The organism is Pseudomonas sp. NPDC079367 (assembly GCF_044542195.1).
In the GTDB taxonomy this organism is placed as follows: domain Bacteria; phylum Pseudomonadota; class Gammaproteobacteria; order Pseudomonadales; family Pseudomonadaceae; genus Aquipseudomonas.
Genome location: NZ_JBITTW010000001.1, coordinates 357,685 through 376,522 on the forward strand (window position 1 = coordinate 357,685; position 18,838 = coordinate 376,522).

The 18,838-nt window shown below is 61.5% G+C and carries 13 protein-coding genes; 8 read left to right on the forward strand and 5 right to left on the reverse strand.

The genetic code is table 11. The features are described 5' to 3' along the window. Positions 1–67: 67 nt before the first annotated feature. From ACIGDJ_RS01480 to tpx, 5 genes are all read right to left on the reverse strand, one after another. Positions 68–1,540 (reverse strand): efflux transporter outer membrane subunit, encoded by a 1,473-nt coding sequence (locus ACIGDJ_RS01480; RefSeq protein ID WP_101159518.1) that lies wholly within the window; start codon positions 1,538–1,540, stop codon positions 68–70. Continuing rightward, positions 1,537–4,644 (reverse strand): efflux RND transporter permease subunit, encoded by a 3,108-nt coding sequence (locus ACIGDJ_RS01485; protein ID WP_101159517.1) that lies wholly within the window; start codon positions 4,642–4,644, stop codon positions 1,537–1,539. Before ACIGDJ_RS01485 ends, ACIGDJ_RS01480 begins: the two co-directional genes overlap by 4 nt. A gap of 142 nt (positions 4,645–4,786) precedes the next feature. After that, a complete protein-coding gene (locus ACIGDJ_RS01490; RefSeq protein ID WP_397478174.1) occupies positions 4,787–7,888 on the reverse strand; it encodes an MdtB/MuxB family multidrug efflux RND transporter permease subunit in 3,102 nt (1,033 codons plus the stop codon). Continuing rightward, on the reverse strand, positions 7,885–9,189 hold the full coding sequence (locus ACIGDJ_RS01495; RefSeq protein WP_397478175.1) for an MdtA/MuxA family multidrug efflux RND transporter periplasmic adaptor subunit: 1,305 nt from the start codon (positions 9,187–9,189) through the stop codon (positions 7,885–7,887). Before ACIGDJ_RS01495 ends, ACIGDJ_RS01490 begins: the two co-directional genes overlap by 4 nt. A 174-nt stretch (positions 9,190–9,363) precedes the next feature. Beyond that, entirely contained in the window at positions 9,364–9,864 is a 501-nt protein-coding gene (gene tpx / locus ACIGDJ_RS01500) for a thiol peroxidase (protein ID WP_071172346.1), read from the reverse strand. Positions 9,865–10,377: 513 nt separating this feature from the next. Between tpx and ACIGDJ_RS01505 the strand changes: the two genes are divergently transcribed. From ACIGDJ_RS01505 to ACIGDJ_RS01540, 8 genes are read left to right on the forward strand one after another with little or no spacing between them, the layout of a single operon-like run. Next, a complete protein-coding gene (locus tag ACIGDJ_RS01505) occupies positions 10,378–11,328 on the forward strand; it encodes a transporter (RefSeq protein WP_397478367.1) in 951 nt (316 codons plus the stop codon). 22 nt (positions 11,329–11,350) lie between these two features. After that, on the forward strand, positions 11,351–12,331 hold the full coding sequence (locus ACIGDJ_RS01510; RefSeq protein WP_397478176.1) for an AAA family ATPase: 981 nt from the start codon (positions 11,351–11,353) through the stop codon (positions 12,329–12,331). Beyond that, positions 12,328–13,263 (forward strand): DUF58 domain-containing protein, encoded by a 936-nt coding sequence (locus ACIGDJ_RS01515; RefSeq protein WP_397478177.1) that lies wholly within the window; start codon positions 12,328–12,330, stop codon positions 13,261–13,263. The genes ACIGDJ_RS01510 and ACIGDJ_RS01515 overlap by 4 nt, the downstream gene beginning before the upstream one ends. Beyond that, a complete protein-coding gene (locus ACIGDJ_RS01520; RefSeq protein ID WP_101159511.1) occupies positions 13,260–13,859 on the forward strand; it encodes a DUF4381 domain-containing protein in 600 nt (199 codons plus the stop codon). Before ACIGDJ_RS01515 ends, ACIGDJ_RS01520 begins: the two co-directional genes overlap by 4 nt. Further along, positions 13,846–14,838 (forward strand): vWA domain-containing protein, encoded by a 993-nt coding sequence (locus tag ACIGDJ_RS01525; protein ID WP_397478178.1) that lies wholly within the window; start codon positions 13,846–13,848, stop codon positions 14,836–14,838. The genes ACIGDJ_RS01520 and ACIGDJ_RS01525 overlap by 14 nt, the downstream gene beginning before the upstream one ends. A gap of 1 nt (position 14,839) precedes the next feature. Continuing rightward, positions 14,840–16,420 carry a VWA domain-containing protein gene (locus ACIGDJ_RS01530; protein ID WP_397478179.1) on the forward strand — a complete coding sequence of 527 codons (1,581 nt, stop codon included), beginning with the start codon at positions 14,840–14,842 and terminating at the stop codon, positions 16,418–16,420. Continuing rightward, a complete protein-coding gene (locus ACIGDJ_RS01535) occupies positions 16,417–17,757 on the forward strand; it encodes a hypothetical protein (RefSeq protein ID WP_312999273.1) in 1,341 nt (446 codons plus the stop codon). The genes ACIGDJ_RS01530 and ACIGDJ_RS01535 overlap by 4 nt, the downstream gene beginning before the upstream one ends. Next, positions 17,754–18,776, forward strand: a complete 1,023-nt coding sequence (locus ACIGDJ_RS01540) for an HAD family phosphatase (protein WP_101159507.1) — start codon at positions 17,754–17,756, stop codon at positions 18,774–18,776. Before ACIGDJ_RS01535 ends, ACIGDJ_RS01540 begins: the two co-directional genes overlap by 4 nt. Positions 18,777–18,838: the final 62 nt, after the last annotated feature.

Consider the following 18,838-nt stretch of genomic DNA (forward strand, 5'->3'; position numbering starts at 1 on the left):
TGCTGTGGGCTTTAGCCCGAGCTGAGCTGGCGGATGAAGATCGTTCCCACGCAGAGCGTGGGAACGATCATCGGGTGGCGTCGCTGACGTCGAGCTCGCCATCCCAGCCGCCGCCGAGCGCGGCAATCAGCTGCACACTGGCAATCAGTCGGTTCTGCAGGATATTCAGCACACTGCGCTCATTGCTCAGCGCGGTGGCCTGCACCACGACCACGTCGATGTAGGCAATCAGGCCAGCCTTGTACTGGTTTTCCGTCAGGCGCAGGGAATCGCGGGCAGCATCCAGCGCTTCCTGGCGCACCGCCGCTTCGTCCTCATACACCTTGAGCTGGACCAGGTAGTTTTCCACTTCGCGGAACCCGTCGAGCACCGTCTGGCGATAACGGGCGACGGTTTCGTCGTAGGCCGCTTCGCTGCGGTCGACCTCGGCCGAGCGAATGCCGCCGTCAAATAGCGGCAACGACAGCTGCGGGCCGACCGACCAGAAACGGTTCGGCAGGCTGATCAGGTTTTTCGAGGTGCTGCTGCTGTAACCGCCGCTCAGACTCAGGGTCAGGTCCGGGTAATACGCGGCTTTAGCCACGCCGATGTTGGCGTTGGCGGCGATTACCGAGCGTTCGGCCGAAGCGATGTCAGGACGGCGTTCCAGCAGCTGTGAAGGCAAGCTCAGCGGTACTTGCGGCAGATTCGGGATGCTCTGGCTTTCGGCGATGCTGAAGTTGGCCGGTGCTTCGCCGGTCAGTACGGCAATAGCGTTTTCGAACTGTGCACGCTGCCAGATCAGGTCGACCAGATCAGCCTGGGTGCTTTTCAACTGGGTTTGCGCCTGCGCTACCGCATCGCGCCCGGAAACCCCGGCGCGATACTGATTCTGGGTCATTTTCAACGAGCGCTCGTAAGCGGCAACGGTGGCTTCAAGCAGGCGCTTCTGCTGGTCGATGACCCGCAGCTGCAAATAGTTCTGCACCAGTTCCGACTGCTGGCTCAGGCGCATCGCCGCCAGATCGGCAAAACTCGCTTGGGCGTTGGCTTCGTCCGCCTCCAGCCCACGGCGCAGTTTGCCCCACACATCCGCTTCCCAACTCACGCCCAACTGCGCGGTATACGTGTCACGAATACCGCTTGAGGAACTGCTCAGGCTTGAACTGCTGCTGCCGGTGCCCTGACTTGAACGGTTCTTGCCCAGACTCAGGTCGACGCTCGGGTAAAACGCCCCGCGCGCACTGCGCACCAGAGCCTGCGCCTGACGGAACTGCGCCTCGGATTGGGCGACGGTCTGGTTGGCGCTGTTGAGTTTCACGATCAGTGCGTTGAGCTGCTGATCGCCGTACAGCTCCCACCAGGCGCCCCGGGCGAGCGAGTCGCTGGGGTTGGCCTGACGCCAACCTTCGGCTTCCTTGAACTGAGCAATTTCTGCGGTTTGCGGGCGCTCGTAGTCCGGGCCGACGGCGCAAGCGCTGAGTAGCGCCACGCACAACGACAGGCTCAACAGGCGGGAGCCGCGCACGGTGGCCAAGTGGATAAGCGAACGGTCAGTCATAGCGGAGTTTCCAGAGCGGCATCAGTGCGCACGCCACGCCATTTGTTGAAACGATGGCGCAGCTTGTCGAGATAAAGGTAAACCACCGGGGTGGTGTAAAGGGTCAGGACCTGGCTGAACACCAGGCCGCCAATGATGGTCAGGCCCAGCGGCTGGCGCATTTCCGCACCTTCGGCGCGGCCGAGCAGCAGCGGCAAGGCGCCGAGGATCGCCGCCAGCGTGGTCATCAGAATCGGCCGCAGCCGTTGCAGGCAGGCACTGCGGATCGACTCCAGCGGTGACAGCCCCTGATGCCGCTCCAGTTGCAGCGCGAGATCGATCATCAGAATGGCGTTTTTCTTCACCACGCCGATCAGCAGGAATATCCCCAGCAGCGAAATCAGGCTGAACTCGCCGCCGAGTGCATAGATCGACAACAACGCGCCAACCCCGGCCGAGGGCAAGGTGGAGAGAATGGTCAGTGGGTGGATGTAGCTTTCGTACAGCACACCGAGCACCAGATACACCGCCAGCAACGCACCGAGGATCATGAACGGCTGGCTCTTCTGCGTGGCGGCAAAGGCATCAGCGGTACCGGCCATTTTCGCAATGACATCTTCCGGCAGGCCGACTTTGGCAATTGCCCGCTCAATGGCCGCACTGCCCTGCTCTACGGTCACACCTTCGGCCATGTCAAAGGAAATGCTTTCGGAAGCAAACTGGCCTTCATGGCTTACCCGGTCGTTTTCCAGACTGTTTTCGTAGTGAGCGAACGTCGACAGCGGCACCCGCGCACCGTCAGCGGTAATCACCTCGACCTGCTTGAGCGTCACCGGGTCCTGGGCGTATTTCGGGTTGACCTCCATCACCACCTGATACTGGTTGAGGCTGTCGTAGATGGTCGAAATCTGCCGCTGACTGTAGGCGTTGTTCAGCACGGCCGTGACCATGTTCATGTCGACACCGAGGCGCTTGGCCTGATCCCGGTCGACGATCAGCGTGACCTGCTGCGCCCCGGCACCTTCGCGCGCATCGATGGCGGTCAGCTCGGGCAAGGCACGCAGAGCGCTGACCACTTTCGGGAACCATTTGCGCAGCTCCGCTAGGTCGCCGCTTTGCAGAATGTAGGTGTACTGCGAACTGGTCTGTTCGCGGCCGCCGCCAAATTGCAGGTCCTGGTCGGCCATCAACATCAATTGCGCGCCGGGCACTTTGGGCATTTCCTTGCGCAGACGCTCGATGACTTTCTGTGCCGACAGTTGGCGTTCCTTGATCGGCTTCAGGCGCACGATCATGAAGGCATTGTTGGTGCCGTTGTTGCCCCCAATGAATCCGGCCACGCTTTCCACCGCTTCATCCTTGAGCACGGCGCGGCGGAAGGTTTCCATCTTCGGCTGCATGACGTTGAACGACAAACCGTCGTCGCCCCGCACGAAACCGATCAGTTGGCCGGTGTCCTGCTGCGGCAGAAAGGTTTTCGGCACCACCACATAGAGCGCGACGTTGACGCCAACGGTGAGCAACAGGCTGAACAGGGTCAGACGCCGATGACGCAACACCCAGTCGAGGCTGGTGGCGTATTTGCCGACCATCCAATCGTTGGTCTTCTGGCTCCAGCGTTGCAGGCGGTTTTCCTGCCCCGGCGTATGCGGCTTGAGCCAGCGCGCACAGAGCATCGGCGTCAGCGTGAGGGACACCACCAGCGACACGACGATCGCCGCCGCGAGAGTGATGGAAAATTCGCGGAACAGGCTTTCGACCAGCCCGCCCATGAACAGGATCGACAGGAACACCGCCACCAGCGACACGTTCATCGACAACAAAGTGAAACCGACTTCCTTGGCGCCGAGGTACGCCGCCTGCATCGGTTTGACGCCTTCGTCGATATGCCGGGAAATGTTTTCCAGCACCACGATGGCGTCGTCCACCACCAGTCCGGTGGCCAGTATCAGCGCCATCAGCGACAGGTTGTTCAGCGAAAAACCGTAGAGGTACATCACCGCAAAGGTACCGACCAGCGACACAGGCACGGCCAGGGTCGGGATCAACGAGGCGCGAAAGTTACCGAGAAACAGATAGACGACCAGCACCACCAGGGCGACAGCGATCAGCAGGGTCATCTCGGCTTCGTGCAGCGTGGCCTTGATCACCGGCGAGCGATCCATGGCCAGATTGAGTTTGACACTGGCCGGCAGCACCGCTTGCAGTGCAGGCAACTGTGCCTTGATCTCGTTGACCGTTTCGATGATGTTGGCGCCGGCCTGACGGTTGATCACCAGCAGCACCGCCGCATCGTCGTTGAAGAAACCGCTGTTGTAACGGTCTTCGACGCCATCACTGACTTTCGCCACATCCTTGAGACGCAGCGCGGCGCCGTCGGCATAGTGAATGATCAGCGACTCGTAGTCCTTGGCTTTCTCAAGTTGGTCGTTGGCCTGGATCTGCCACAGACGCTGGCCGTCCTCGACCGAACCCTTGGGCCGGCGCACGTTGGCGTCGGCGATGGTCTTGCGCACATCGTCGAGCGCCACGCCGTACTGGTTGAGCGCCTGCGGTTCGAGCTCGATGCGCACCGCCGGCAACGAACTGCCACCGATCTGCACCTCGCCGACGCCCTGCACCTGCGACAGGCTTTGCGAGAGGATCGTCGAGGCCAGGTCGTAGAGCTGGCCTTTTTCCAGCACGTCCGAGGTCAGCGACAGCACCATGATCGGCGCCTGCGAAGGGTTGACCTTTTTATAGGTCGGCATGCTGCGCATCCCGCTCGGCAGCAGATTGCGCGACGCATTGATCGCCGCCTGCACTTCGCGCGCCGCGCCGTTGATGTCGCGGTCGAGGTCAAATTGCAGAATGACCCGTGTCGAACCCTGACTGGAACGACTGCTCATGGTGTTGACGCCGGCAATCGCACCGAACGAACGCTCCAGTGGCGTGGCCACCGTTGAAGCCATCACCTCGGGACTGGCGCCCGGCAGACTGGCCTGGACGACGATCACCGGGAAATCCATCTGCGGCAATGGCGATACTGGGAGCAGACCGAAGCTGACCCCACCGAGCAACATGATTGCCAGGGACAGCAGCATGGTTGCCACGGGACGTTTGATGAAAGGGCCGGAGAGGTTCATCGAACGCGATCCTCGCCTTCACACAATTCCCCTGTGGGAGCGGGCTTGCTCGCGAAGACGGCGGCACAGCCAACCTGTGCAGCGGCTGACATGCCGCTTTCGCGAGCGAGCCCGCTCCCACAGGGTTCAAGCGTTCTGCCAGTCATACCGCGACCTCTTCACCTTCGGCTTTGGCTTTGCCAAAGCGCCTTCCGAGGCGGTCGAAGTACAAGTAAATCACCGGCGTCGTGAACAGCGTCAACACCTGGCTCACCAACAAACCACCGACCATCACCAGTCCCAGAGGCTGACGCAATTCAGCCCCGGAACCGGTGGCCAGCATCAGCGGCACGGCACCGAACAATGCTGCCAGCGTGGTCATCAGAATAGGACGGAAACGCAGCAGCGCCGCCTGATAGATAGCTTCTGCCGGGGCCATGCCCTGGGTTCGCTCGGCGTCGAGGGCGAAGTCGATCATCATGATCGCGTTCTTCTTGACAATACCGATCAGCAGAATGATGCCGATGATCGCGATCATCCCCAAATCGTTGCCACTGAGCAGCAACGCCAGCAAGGCACCGACTGCGGCCGACGGCAAGGTCGAGAGAATGGTGATCGGGTGGATGTAACTCTCGTAGAGCACGCCGAGCACGATGTACATGGTTACCACCGCTGCGAGAATCAGCAGCAAGGTGCTCGACAGCGAAGCCTGAAACGCTTGCGCCGCGCCCTGAAACTGGGTCTGCACGCCCACCGGCATGCCGATGTCCTGCTGCACCTGCTCGATGATGTCCACGGCATGCCCCAACGCCACGCCGGGCGCGAGGTTGAACGACATCATCACCGCCGGGAACTGGCCAATGTGAGTGATCGCCAATTGCGCCTGACGCTCTTCGACGTGGGCCAGACTCGACAGGCGTACCTGCGCGCCGTCAGTGGTCTTGACGTGAATCTGATCAAGCGCCTGCGGGCCGATTTTCTCGCCGGCCTGGGCTTGCAGCACCACGCGGTACTGGCTGGCCTGGGTGTAAATGGTCGAAATCTGCCGCTGGCCGAACGCGTCATATAGCGCATCGGTGATATTGGCCACCGAAACACCCAGACGCGAAGCGGCGTCGCGGTCGATCACCAGATAGACCTGCAAGCCTTTGTCCTGCAGATCACTGGCAACATCGGTCAACTCCGGACGCTGTGCCAGCGCCTCGACCAGACGGCCGCTCCACTGGCTGAGCAGTTCGGAATCCGGTGAAGACATGCTGAACTGGCACTGGGTGCGGCTGACCCGATCCTCGATGGTCAGGTCCTGCACCGGCTGCATGAACAGACGAATGCCGACCAGTTTGTCCAGCCGCGGTTGCAGGCGTGCGATCACTTCGCTGGCCGTCAGGTCGCGCTCGCCATGAGGCTTGAGGTTGATCAGCAAGCGGCCGCTGTTGAGCGTGGCGTTGTCGCCGTCGACGCCAATATAGGACGACAGGCTCTGCACCGCCGGATCTTCGAGGATGATCTTCGCCAGTTGCTGCTGCCGCTCGCCCATCGCCGCGAAGGAAATCGACTGCGGCGCTTCGGAAATGCCCTGAATCACACCGGTGTCCTGCACTGGAAAGAAGCCCTTCGGCACGATCACATAGAGGAACACGGTCAACGCCAGTGTGCCGATTGCGACCAGCAGGGTCAGCGGCTGATGCTTGAGCACCCAGCGCAGCATCCGCCCGTATTCCTTGATCATCCAATCGATGAACGCACCGCTGGCGCGATAGAAACGGCCTTGCTCGTGTTCCTGCGGTTCACGCTTGAGCAAACGCGCGCACATCATCGGCGTCAGGGTCAGCGACACGACCAGGGAAATAAGAATTGCCACGGCCAAAGTAATGGCGAATTCACGGAACAGGCGCCCCACCACATCGGCCATGAACAGCAGCGGAATCAGTACGGCAATCAGTGACAGCGTCAGGGAGATCAGAGTGAAACCGATCTGTTTCGCGCCCTTGAGCGCCGCCTGCATCGGGCTGTCACCCTCTTCGATGAAGCGCGAAATGTTCTCGAGCATGACGATGGCGTCGTCGACCACGAAACCGGTGGCAATGGTCAGCGCCATCAACGTCAGGTTGTTCACCGAGAAACCGGCGAGGTACATCACGCCAAAGGTGCCGATCAACGACAGCGGCACGGCCACCGAGGGAATGATCGTCGCACTGGCGCGGCGTAGAAACAGGAACGTGACCATGACCACCAGCGCGATGGCGATCAGCAGTTCGTGCTGCACATCGGTAACCGAGGCGCGAATGGTCTGGGTGCGATCCGTCAGCACGGTGACATCAAGGCCGGCCGGCAGATTATCAGTGATGCTCGGCAGCAAGGCCTTGATGCGGTCGACCACTTCGATGACGTTGGCACCGGGCTGACGCTGGATGTTCAGCAGCACCGCCTGATTCTGGTTGGCCCATGCGGCCAGCCGCTCGTTCTCGGCGCCATCGACAATTTCGGCCACGTCTTTGAGCCGCAGCGGCGCGCCGTTCTTGTAGGTCAGGATCAGGTTGGCGTAGTCCTCGGGCGAGGTCAGTTGGTCGTTGGCATCGAGCATCGATACCCGGGTAGGGCCATCGAAGTTGCCTTTCGGCTGGTTGACGTTGGAGGCGCCGATCAGCGTGCGCACGTCCGACAGGTTGAGGCTGTTGGCCGCCAGCGCTTCGGGGTTGACCTTGATCCGCACAGCCTGGCGCTGGCCGCCGGCAATGCTGACCATGCCGACACCGCTGATCTGGGCGATTTTCTGCGCCATGCGCGTATCGACCAGATCATTGAGCTTGGGCAGCAGCATGGTTTTCGAGGTGATGGCCAGGGTCAGCACCGGGGTGTCCGCCGGGTTGACCTTGTTGTACACCGGCGGTGCCGGCAGGTCGGTCGGCAGCAGGTTGGTCGCGGCGTTGATCGCGGCTTGCACCTGCTGCTCGGCGACGTCCATGTTGATGTCGAGGCTGAAACGCAGGGTCAGCACCGAAGCGCCGCCGGAGCTGGTCGACGCCATTTGCGTGAGGCCTGGCATTTGCCCGAACTGGCGTTCAAGCGGCGCGGTGACGGCGCTGGTCATCACGTCCGGACTGGCGCCCGGGTACAGGGTCATGACGCGGATGGTCGGGTAATCGACCTGCGGCAAAGCCGAAACCGGCAACAGGCGATAAGCGATCAGGCCGGCCAGAACAATGGCCAGCATGCTCAGGGTTGTGGCTACCGGACGGAGGATGAACAGCCGCGAAATGTTCATGCGCCCTTCTTGGCCTTGTCAGCAGAGGTCGCGTCGGGATTGGCGGCGGACTTGCCTTGCAGGTGTTCGGTCGGCGAGGTCGGCACTTCGCTGCTGTCATTGACCACTTCGACTTCGCTGCCCTCCTTCAGACGATCGGTGCCTTCAAGCACAACGCGATCACCCGCGGCGAGGCCTTCGGTGACCACGGTGTTGTCACCGTCGCTGGCACCGATTTTCAGTTGGCGAATGGTGACTTTCTTGTCGCCGTCCAAGGCATAGACGAAGGTGCCATTGGTGCCGAACTGGATCGCAGCCGACGGCGCCAGCACTACACCTTTGAGCGTATCGGCCAGCAAGTGAACGTTGACGAACTGGTTGGGGAACAGCGACTGGTCGCGGTTATCGTAACGGGCCTTGAATTTCAGAGTGCCGGTAGCGACGTCGATCTGGTTGTCGAGGCTTTGCAGCACGCCGGTGGCCTGCAACTTGGTGTCGCCACGGTCCCAGGCTTCGGCAGGCAGCTTGGCGCCGCTGCGGTAACGGGCGAGCACGGTGTCGAGGCTGTTTTCCGGCAAGGTGAAGGCCACGCTGATCGGTTGCGTCTGGGTGATCACCGCGAGGAACGTGGTGTCGTTGGCGGCGACGAGGTTGCCGACGTCGACCTGACGCAGACCGACGCGACCGGCAATCGGCGCGCGGATCTTGGTGAATTCGAGATTGAGCTTGGCATCGTTGACCGCTGCCTGATTGGTCTTGACCGTACCCAGATACTGCCCGACCAGCGCTTCGGCAGTGTCGAGGGTCTGTTTGGCGATGCTGTCTTCTTTATACAGGCCGCGGTAACGCTCGACGTCGACCTGGGCGTTTTTCAGTTGCGCCTGATTCTGCAGCAGCGTGCCTTCGGCCTGGAGCAAAGCGTTCTGGTACGGACGCGGATCGATCTCGGCCAACAGGTCGCCCGCCTTGACCATCTGCCCTTCTTCGAAATGAATCTTCACCAGTTCGCCGCCCACCCGACTGCGGACATTGATTGTGTTCAGCGCGGTTACCGTGCCCAGCGCTTTGTAATAAAGCGGGAAATCGCCCTTCACCGCCGGCGCCACGCGCACCGGAATCGGCCCGGTGCCGCCACCAAAGCCTGGTCGCATCATTCCCGCACGCCCGGTATGCCCGGCGGCCGCTTTGTCGCCTCCAGACTTGTCAGCAGAGCCGGCCGGCCAGAATTTCCAGCACAGGATGGCGATAACCAACAGGACAAGCAGGCTGATCAGCCAGCGACGGGACTTGCGGGGGGACGATTGCATGGAGTTATTGACCATTGGGCGTGCGGGCTTCTATTACGGGAGGCTGAACGATAAGCACTGAGTGGATTTAAGCAAAGCAGCTTTACCGGCAATTTACCTTCCACTTACGTTTCAAGGTGTGAGGCAAAACCCTGATACACAAATGAAAACGGCCTGGACAGGGCCAGGCCGTTAACAATTGTAAAAGCCTTACTTGAGAACGGACAGTGCCGCTTCGTAGTTAGGCTCTTCAGCGATTTCCTTGACCAGTTCGCTGTGCAGGACGTTGTCGTTTTCGTCCAGAACCACAACGGCGCGAGCGGTCAGGCCTTTCAGCGGGCCGTCAGCAATGGCCACGCCGTAGTTTTCGATGAACTCGCTGCCGCGCAGGGTCGACAGGTTCTGTACGTTTTCCAGGCCTTCAGCGCCGCAGAAGCGCGCCTGGGCGAATGGCAGGTCAGCGGAGATGCACAGCACCACGGTGTTGCTGATGTCGTTGGCCTGGGCGTTGAACTTGCGCACGGAGGTGGCGCAGGTCGGGGTGTCGACGCTTGGGAAGATGTTGAGGACTTTGCGCTTGCCGGCGAAGTCTTTCAGGGTGACGTCGGACAGATTGCCGGCTACCAGGGAAAAGGCTGGCGCCTTGGAACCGGCTTGTGGCAACTGGCCGTTGACTTGAACCGGATTGCCTTTGAGGGTGACTTGAGCCATGACTTGAGTCCTTCTGTTTTTTGATTGGAAAGCATGCAAGAGGCGGAAGTTAACCACGAAATCGGCTGACGACCTATGCCCCGTTGGAAATTGTTGGGCGCTCGGCTGCGAGATTGTATACAAGTCCTGTGGGAGCGAGCCTGCCCGCGAAATCAGGTATCGATATCAGAAACGTGTGTCAACTGGACTACCGCTTTCGCGAGTAGGCTCGCTTCCACAGAAGTTTGCAGTGCCGCCCCAACCACCTTCGATTAAGCCCGGCTCCGACGATTAGAGGTGTGATGTGTGCACCCTGCCGCCCGCACCAACGAATTAATTCCTTCGACTGGCTAACTCCCGATTAGCTGCTAGTTTCAGAAAGACGTGTCCTGCAGGCTTGATAAGCAAAGGGATAACGCAGTAGCGGCGCGACAGTGCTCAGTTGTCCGGAAAAACACCATGGAATCGGGAATGATCTGCAGTCGAGCCGGGAATAGAGGATTTCTGCCGGGGCCGGGTGGCGCGGCGTTCGCCATGCTCAAGCCACGGAGCGGGCGTCTACTCATCTTGCTGTGCCTGGGCGTCAGTCCATCGCTGTTCGCCGCGGAAGGTGGCGTCGGCCGGCCGATCACGGGCCAGCAAGTGTTCGCCAATGCTGGCATCGTGCCGCCGGAGCCGGGCTGGGTAATGTCGTTGACCAGCATCTGGTACGACGGCTCGCTCAAGGGCAGCGACGGCGCACCGATTTCCGGCGCGATCAGTGGCGGGATCGACGTGAAAGTCTCCTACACCATGGCCAACTTCACCCATGTCTGGAACACCGGCAAGGGCCGCTGGAATTTCGCCTCGGCAATGGGCCTGCCGGTGCAATACACCGACATCAAGGCGAGCATCACCGGCCCGCGCGGGCGCACTTTGGGTGACAGCGATTCCGGCACGCAGTTTGCCGATGCGCTGATCACCCCGATCGCCGCTGGTTATCACTTCGACGAACTCAATCATCTCTCGCTGTCGCTACCGATCTACGTGCCGACCGGCGCCTATAACAAGGATCGCCTGGCCAATCCCGGACAGAACAATTACACGTTCATGCCAACCGTGGCCTTTACCCACCTCGACGGCAAGGGCGGCGAGTTCACCTTGTCCAGCGGACTGGAGTTCTACACCGAGAACGACGCTACTGACTATCGCAACGGCAACATCTTCACTCTCGACGCCCTCTGGACTCACGGTTTGGGCAATGGCTGGAGCGCCGGACTTGCCGCCGGCTACGTGCAGCAACTGACCGACGACAAAGGCCAGACTGCCGATGTCTTCAATGGCTATCGCGGCCGTTCGGTAGGCGCCGGCCCGGTGGTTGGCTGGGCCGGAACATTCGCCGACGCCCAGGCCAACATCAGCGCGCGCTGGGTGCCAGAGTTCGACACCAAGAACCGCCCCGAAGGCAACGGCTTCAGCGTCAATCTGACCTTGGCGTTTTTCTAGAACCGGACACAAAGGACTGCCCATGACTGCGCTCACCGACCTCAACGCCCTGCAAGCCAGCATCGCCGAAGCGGTGCTCGGCCAGGATCAAGTCATCCGGCAGATTCTGCTGGGGCTGTTGGCCAACGGTCATTTGCTCCTGGAAAGTCTGCCCGGGCTGGCCAAGACACGCACGGTCAAGGCACTGGCCAAACACCTTGACGCGAAGATGAGCCGCATCCAGTTCACCCCCGACCTGTTGCCCTCGGACATCACGGGCGCCGAGGTGCTGCACCAGGTCGAGGGCAAAAACGAAATCCGATTCCAGCCCGGCCCGCTGTTCGGCAATCTGATCCTCGCCGACGAAATCAACCGCGCCCCGGCCAAGGTCCAGGCGGCGCTGCTCGAAGCCATGGAGGAACGCCAGATCACCGTCGCCGGCAACAGCCATGCGCTACCGGAGCTATTCATCGTGGTGGCGACGCAGAACCCGATCGAGCAGGAAGGCACCTACCCACTGCCGGAAGCGCAGATGGACCGTTTTCTGATGAAGGTGCTGCTCGATTACCCCAGCGCCGAAAACGAAAGCCAGGTGCTGCGCCTGCTGCGCAACGAAGAGTTTGCCCAAGGTGCGAGCACCACGCCGGTAAGGAATTTCACTTTGCCGCAGGAGGTGATTTTTGCCGCGCGCAAGGAAGTCAGCGCCGTGCACGTTTCACCGGCAATCGACACTTACCTGGTCGACCTGATCAACGCCACCCGCCACCCCGCCGACTACGACGACGACCTCGCACGCTGGATTGCCATTGGCGCAAGCCCGCGTGGCGGAATTGGCCTGGACCGCTGCGCCCGCGCCGATGCCTGGCTGCAGGGGCAGGACTTCGTCTCGCCGGACAACGTCCGCGCAGTCGTTCATCCGGTGTTGCGCCATCGTGTGCAGCTGAGTTACGACGCCGTTGCCGATGGCGTCAGCGCCGATCAAGTGCTCGACCGGATTCTCGACAAAGTGGCGATTCCCGCATGAACGACGAAGGCTTGGTCTACGTCTCTCTCGCGCAATTGATGGCGTTGGAGTTCAAGGCCCGTGACCTGAGTTTTCTTGCCCGGCAGCCGCAGGGCAGCATCCTCGCCGGCAACCACGCTTCGCGGCTGCGCGGTCGCGGGCTGAACTTCGACGAGTTGCGCCGCTATCAACCGGGCGATGACCTGCGCCACCTCGACTGGCGCGCCTCGTTGCGTACCGGCAAACCGGTGGTGCGCACTTTCACCGAAGAACGCGACCGCCCGGCCCTGATCGTGGTCGACCAGCGCATGTCGATGTTCTTCGGCTCGCAGCGCAGCTTCAAATCGGCAGTCGCCGCCGAACTCGCCGCGCTGGCGGCGTGGATGGTTTTTCATGCCGGGGATCGGGTCGGCGGTCTGGTCTTCAACGATCAGCGTATCGACAGCATCGCGCCGTTGCGCAGTCGCAAGCGTGTCGAGGCACTGCTCAGCCGCGTGGTGCAGCAAAGCCGCGCGCTGAACGCCGGTAATCCCGACGCCGAAGATGAAGACCAATTGGACAAGGCCTTGCAGCGTTGCCTCGGTGTGGCCGGGCACGACCACTTGATCTGCATCGTCAGCGACTTTGCCGGCGCCGGTGAACGCACCTTGCAATTGATGCGGCAGCTGTCGGCGCACAACGATGTGATTGCCTTGCAGGTCTATGATCCGCTGGCGCTGAAACTGCCGAACAACGGTCGCCTGCTGGTCACCCAGGGCGAGTTGCAGGTCGAACTGGCGATCGAGAAACGTAACGTGCATCAGCCGCTGGGGGATTTTCTCAGCGGGCGGCTCAAGGACGTCGCCACCCTGCTGCGCCGCAGTCAGGTGCCGCTGATGATGATCAGCACCGCCGAGGACGCCCATGGGCAACTGCGCGCCGAACTGGGCAAAAGCGCCGGGGGCGCGCGATGAACCCGAATATCCCCAGCATCGATCAGCTCAAGGAGCTGGCCCTGCCCGCGCCCGTCAGCTATGCGCCGCAAACGTGGGGCTGGTGGTTGTTGCTGGCGGTGCTGATACTCGCCGCGCTGTTGCTCGGCCTGCGCAGATACTGGCAATGGCGCCGCGACCGCTATCGCCGTGAAGCCCTTGCCCGACTGGCACAGTTGCGCGGCCGCAGCGACGATCTCAACGCCCTGCGCGAATTGCCTGAGCTGCTCAAACGCGTAGCCCTGTCCATGCCCACTCGATCGCGACGCTGGAATGTATTCCCTGTGGGAGCGAGCCTGCTCGCGAAGACGTCAGCGCACGCAATACCTCGATCCACTGACACAGCGCTTTCGCCAGCAGGTTCGCTCCCAGAAGGGCCGGCGGCGCTTGGCAAAGATGGCTGGCAGGAATTTCTGCAACGACATTGCAAAAACAGAATGCCCGCCGACTTCAGCAATCAACTGGCCCAACTCGCCTACGCGCCGGACCCCGTATTGCGCGCCCTCCCCGCAGCCCAACGGCAAATGCTCTTCGACAGCTGCCAATACTGGGTGGAGCATCACCATGTGGCAGCTTGATTACCCCTGGCTGTTGCTTCTGCTGCCGCTGCCTTGGCTGGCTTACCGCTTTTTGCCCGCCTACAACGAAGCACGCAGTGCTGTGCGCGTTCCGTTTTTCGCCGCGATGAGCCGCGCGGTCGGCGAAGCGCCAGGCACCGCTGGCAGTCGGCGCAATCGCTGGCAACTGCTGCTGAATGTGCTGGTGTGGGCGCTGATCCTGCTGGCCGTGTCGCGCCCGGTGTACGTCGAAAAGCCGATCGAGCGCCAGCAACCGGTGCGTGACCTGATGCTCGCCATCGACCTTTCGCAGTCGATGGAAACCGAGGACTTCACTAACGCCCAAGGCGAAAAAATCAATCGCCTGGCGGCGGTCAAAGGCGTGGTGCAAGGCTTCATCGACAAGCGCAAGGACGACCGCATCGGCCTGATCGTATTTGGCAGCGGTGCCTATCCACAGGCTCCTCTGACCCTCGATCACGCCAGCCTGTCGCTGTTGCTGGCCGATACCGGGATCGGCATGGCCGGCCCCAACACGGCGATCGGCGATGCGATCGGGCTCAGCCTGAAATTGCTCGACAAGGCCCATGAGCAGGAAAAAGTCCTGATCCTGCTGACCGATGGCAACGACACCAGCAGCGCCATCACCCCGGATCACGCCGCCGAAATGGCGGCCAACAAAGGCGTGATCATTCATACCATCGGCATCGGCGACCCCGATGCGTCCGGAGAAGCGAAGGTTAATCTGCAAGGCCTCGAGCAGATCGCCAACACCACCGGCGGCCGCTTCTTCCGCGCCGAAGATCGCGCGGCACTGGATCAGGTCTACACCACCCTCGACCAGCTCACCCCGCATCAGGTGAAAACCCTTAGCCATCAACCGCAGCGGGAACTGTTCTACTGGCCGCTGGGTGCAGGATTGCTGTTGTTGGCGCTGTATCAGCTCGGCGCCCTTTTACGCCCGAACCTGACGGTTGCGCGGCAGCGGCAGGAGGCCTGAAATGGAGATCAACCTGAGCGATTTCCACTTCCTGCGCCCGCTGTGGCTGTTGCTTGCGCTGTTCGGCGCAATGCTGCCACTGATCTGGCGTCGCAGCCGCGACCTGCAAAAGCGCCTGCGCGGCAATATCGCCGAACACTTGCTGCCGCACTTGTTGATCACCCCGCAGGATCACCAGCGCTGGCGCCCGGTGCACCTGCTCTGTGCGCTGCTGATCCTCGGCGCAATCGCCGCGGCCGGGCCGACGTGGGAACAGGATCGCCCGGACTTTCTCGAGAACCGCGCACCACTGATCGTTGCCGTCGACCTTTCGCCGTCGATGGACGCCAACGATGTGCAGCCGACGCGGCTGGAGGCGGTCAAGCACAAGCTGCATGAGCTGCTTCAACGTCGCGCTGCTGCGCGGACCGCACTGATCGCCTATGCCGGCAGCGCCCATCTGGTGTTGCCACCGACCGACGATCCGGCGCTGCTCGACAGTTTCATCCAGGCCCTAGGCACGGGCTTGATCGACAAACCCGGCAAAAACGTCGCCGCCGTGATCGATCAAGCGAAACGCTTGCTCAGCGCCGAGAACACCCCGGGCAGTCTGCTGCTGATAACTGACGGGGCCGATACCACGCAACTCGATGATCTGCAAAAACACCTCGACGGCAGTGCCTTGCAGGTTCTGGTTCTGGCGGTGGGCAGCGAAGACTCGGGCGTCATCACTACCGCCAGCGGCCAGCCGAAAATCGACAGCAGCGGACGACCGGTGCTCGGCAGTTTCGATCAGGCGGCCCTCAAGCAATTGGCCTCGGCCGTCGACGCGCCGCTCGGCAGCCTGACCCTGAATAACGATGACCTGGAGTGGATCGAGTTGCACGCCCGCCAACACTTCCAGAGCGCCAGCGCCGAACAGCGCGAATTGCACTGGAAGGACGCCGGATACTGGCTCTGCTGGCCATTGCTGTTACTGGCGCTGTTCAGCGTACGCAAAGGCTGGAGCGTCAACTGGATGCCGGCGCTGTTTTTGGCCGTAGGGTTGGGCTGGCCTGCGGCACCGGCGCAGGCCAACGCCCTCACCGATGCGTTTTTCACCCGCGACCAACAAGGCCGCTGGGCGTTTGAGCATGATCGTTTGCCCGAAGCCGCGGCGCTGTTCGTCGACCCGTACTGGAAAGGCGTCGCGGCCTATCACGCTGCCGATTACGACTTGGCAATGGCGACCTTCGCCCGCCTGGACACGCCGCAGGCGTACTTCTACCTGGGCAACATTTATGTGCGCCGCTTCAAGTTCGATCAGGCGATTGCCGCCTACAGCGAGGCGTTGAAACTGCAGCCGCAATTTACCGAAGCGAGCGCCAATCTGGCCTTGGCTCAGGCACTGCTCAAGGACACCGAAAGCGCCGAGAAAAACGCTCCGCAAACCAAACCCGATGAAGTCAAATTCGACAAGGCACCCGGTAAAGGTCAGAGCAAAAAGGTCGAGACCCAGCAAGCGGCGTCCGACGCGCTGTGGCTGGAGAACCTGACCACCTCGCCGGCGAAGTTTCTAAGGCAGAAGTTCAGCTTGCAGGATCAGCAGGGAGACCGGCCATGAACCGTGCTCGCGAAGAGGCCCGGACACTCACCGCAAAACTCAGCGCACTACTGCTGACCAGTCTGCTGTCCCTGAACGCTGTTGCTGCCCCCCCGCAACTGAAAGTCCAGGCCCACCTCAACCCCAGCGAGGGCGCGATGGTTGGCGGTCTGGTCGAACTGCAACTCGATGTCCTCACCGACACCTGGTTCACCAGCGCCGCCGCCCTGCCCGCCCTGAAACTGGACGGTGCACTGGTGATGCCGCCAAACGGCCAGGCGCAGCATCTGAACCAGACCATCGATGGCCAGTCGTTCAATGGCTTGCGCTATAGCTATCTGATCACACCCAACGTCGCACGCAGTTTCGATATCCCGGCGCTGACCGTACGCGCCAGGCTGGGCCAGGCCACTGAGGACATCAGCGCACAAAGCCAGCCGCTGAGTTTCAGCGCCGCCCAGCCGCCTGGCTTCGCGCCCGGGGAGACGCCTCTGGTTGCCAATGGGTTGCGCATGAAGCAGATCGTTACCCATTCTGCAACGCCGTTGCAAGTCGGCGACAGCATCACCCGTGAGCTCACCCTGCAAGCCGATGGCGCGCTGGCGATGGCCCTGCCGATTCCGACCTTCAGTGATGTTGCCGGCTTGAGTCGCTACGCGAAGACGCCACAAGTCACTGCGCTGGATGACGGTCGAGGCAATATCCTCGGCGGTCAACGCGTCGACGGCGTCAGCTATCGCGTCGACCGCGCCGGCACTTACACGCTGCCAGTCATCCGCGTGAAATGGTGGGATTCCTCTGCGAAGCAGATCCGTAGCGCTGAGGTGCCGGCCGTGAGCTTCGAGGCCGCGGCCAACAACGCCTATAAACCGGTGTTTTCGCTCGCCGAAGACCTCAGGCAACTGCAACAGAACCACTTGCACTTCTCCAGCCGCTGGCTGCTCTGGCTGGCGCTGTCGGTCGGCCTCGCCGTCGGTGTGTACTTGCTGCGGCCCGTCGCCGTTCGCGCCCATCGACGCTGGCTCGCACATAAACGGGCGAAGCAATTGGCCTGGCAGCAATCGGCCGCGTTCGCCTGGCAGCAGATCGATCCGCAATTGCGAGCCAGACCCGCCCAACTGACCGCGCTGTACCTGTGGCTACGGCGCAGTCGTCTGGGCTTGAAACTTACGGGCGCCGGGCCGCGTTTGCAGGGTGTGTTACGCGGGCTTTACGGCCGTCAGTCTGCCGTCGATCAAACACTTGTTCAGCTTCGCCAATCGTTGTCTACGCTTCAAAGTCAGGTCGCCAGGCAACACGCGAAACCCGCGCCAGCCCTGCGCCCGCTTAACCCAGTGCATGAGAAGGATTTCACATGATCAACCCGTTGCTGTTTTGCCAACGTTTCGGTCTTGCCCTGCTGTTGACACTGGCCCTGCCCCTGCTGGCACAGGCGAATGAACCGCTGCCATCGTGGAATGACGGTCCGGCCAAGAAGAGCATTATCGAATTCGTCCAAGCCGTGACCGACCCGAGCAGCAAGGACTTCGTCAAACCGGCCGAGCGGATCGCCGTGTTCGACAATGACGGCACCTTGTGGAGCGAGCAACCGGCGTATTTCGAATTGCTGTTTGCCTTCGACGAGGTCAAGCGCACCGCCGCGCAACACCCCGAATGGAAAACCACACAGCCGTTCAAAGCGGTGCTGGAAAATGATCACAAAGCCCTCGCCGCGTCGGGCATGGACGGTTTGCTGAAGATCGTCGGCGCCACCCACAGCGGCATGACCACCGAAGCTTTCGATGACTACGCGAAAACCTGGTTCAGCCAGGCCCGCCATCCGAAAACCGGCAAGCCCTACACGGAAATGATCTTCCAGCCGATGCTGGAAATGCTCGACTACCTGCGCAGCCAGAACTTCAAGACCTACATCGTATCCGGTGGCGACACCGGCTTCATGCGCGCCTTTGCCGAGAAGGTCTACGGCATTGCGCCGGAACAGGTGATCGGCACTACCTTCGTCACTTCTTACCAGTTCAAGGACGGCAAAGCCTCTATCGTGCGCACGCCGAAAGTCGCGCACAACGACGACGGCCCGGGCAAACCAGTAAGCATTGATGCGGTGATCGGTCGACGGCCGATTCTGGCCTTCGGTAATTCCGACGGTGACTTGCAGATGCTGCAGTGGACCGCCGCCGGGCCCGGCAAGCGCCTGATGGGGCTGGTGCACCACACCGATGCCAAGCGCGAGTGGGCATATGACCGGCAATCGAATATCGGCCGACTCGACAAGGCCCTCGACGAAGCGAATACCCGTGGCTGGACGGTGGTGGACATGGCGTCGGAATGGCGCCGGATCTATCCGTTCGATCCACCGGCAACCGAGCAGGTGCAATAAGAAAGCGTGATGCAGGAGAGCAATTAACGTTTGTCGCAAAAAACGACCCCCGCGCAAAGGAG

What these genes read in the sequence shown, in the direction of transcription:
- ACIGDJ_RS01480 (WP_101159518.1), bottom strand. Translation starts at nt 1,540, where the DNA reads ATGACTGACCGTTCGCTTATCCACTTGGCCACCGTGCGCGGCTCCCGC.
- ACIGDJ_RS01485 (WP_101159517.1), bottom strand. Translation starts at nt 4,644, where the DNA reads ATGAACCTCTCCGGCCCTTTCATCAAACGTCCCGTGGCAACCATGCTG.
- ACIGDJ_RS01490 (WP_397478174.1), bottom strand. Translation starts at nt 7,888, where the DNA reads ATGAACATTTCGCGGCTGTTCATCCTCCGTCCGGTAGCCACAACCCTG.
- ACIGDJ_RS01495 (WP_397478175.1), bottom strand. Translation starts at nt 9,189, where the DNA reads ATGGTCAATAACTCCATGCAATCGTCCCCCCGCAAGTCCCGTCGCTGG.
- tpx (WP_071172346.1), bottom strand. Translation starts at nt 9,864, where the DNA reads ATGGCTCAAGTCACCCTCAAAGGCAATCCGGTTCAAGTCAACGGCCAG.
- ACIGDJ_RS01505 (WP_397478367.1), top strand. Translation starts at nt 10,378, where the DNA reads ATGCTCAAGCCACGGAGCGGGCGTCTACTCATCTTGCTGTGCCTGGGC.
- ACIGDJ_RS01510 (WP_397478176.1), top strand. Translation starts at nt 11,351, where the DNA reads ATGACTGCGCTCACCGACCTCAACGCCCTGCAAGCCAGCATCGCCGAA.
- ACIGDJ_RS01515 (WP_397478177.1), top strand. Translation starts at nt 12,328, where the DNA reads ATGAACGACGAAGGCTTGGTCTACGTCTCTCTCGCGCAATTGATGGCG.
- ACIGDJ_RS01520 (WP_101159511.1), top strand. Translation starts at nt 13,260, where the DNA reads ATGAACCCGAATATCCCCAGCATCGATCAGCTCAAGGAGCTGGCCCTG.
- ACIGDJ_RS01525 (WP_397478178.1), top strand. Translation starts at nt 13,846, where the DNA reads ATGTGGCAGCTTGATTACCCCTGGCTGTTGCTTCTGCTGCCGCTGCCT.
- ACIGDJ_RS01530 (WP_397478179.1), top strand. Translation starts at nt 14,840, where the DNA reads ATGGAGATCAACCTGAGCGATTTCCACTTCCTGCGCCCGCTGTGGCTG.
- ACIGDJ_RS01535 (WP_312999273.1), top strand. Translation starts at nt 16,417, where the DNA reads ATGAACCGTGCTCGCGAAGAGGCCCGGACACTCACCGCAAAACTCAGC.
- ACIGDJ_RS01540 (WP_101159507.1), top strand. Translation starts at nt 17,754, where the DNA reads ATGATCAACCCGTTGCTGTTTTGCCAACGTTTCGGTCTTGCCCTGCTG.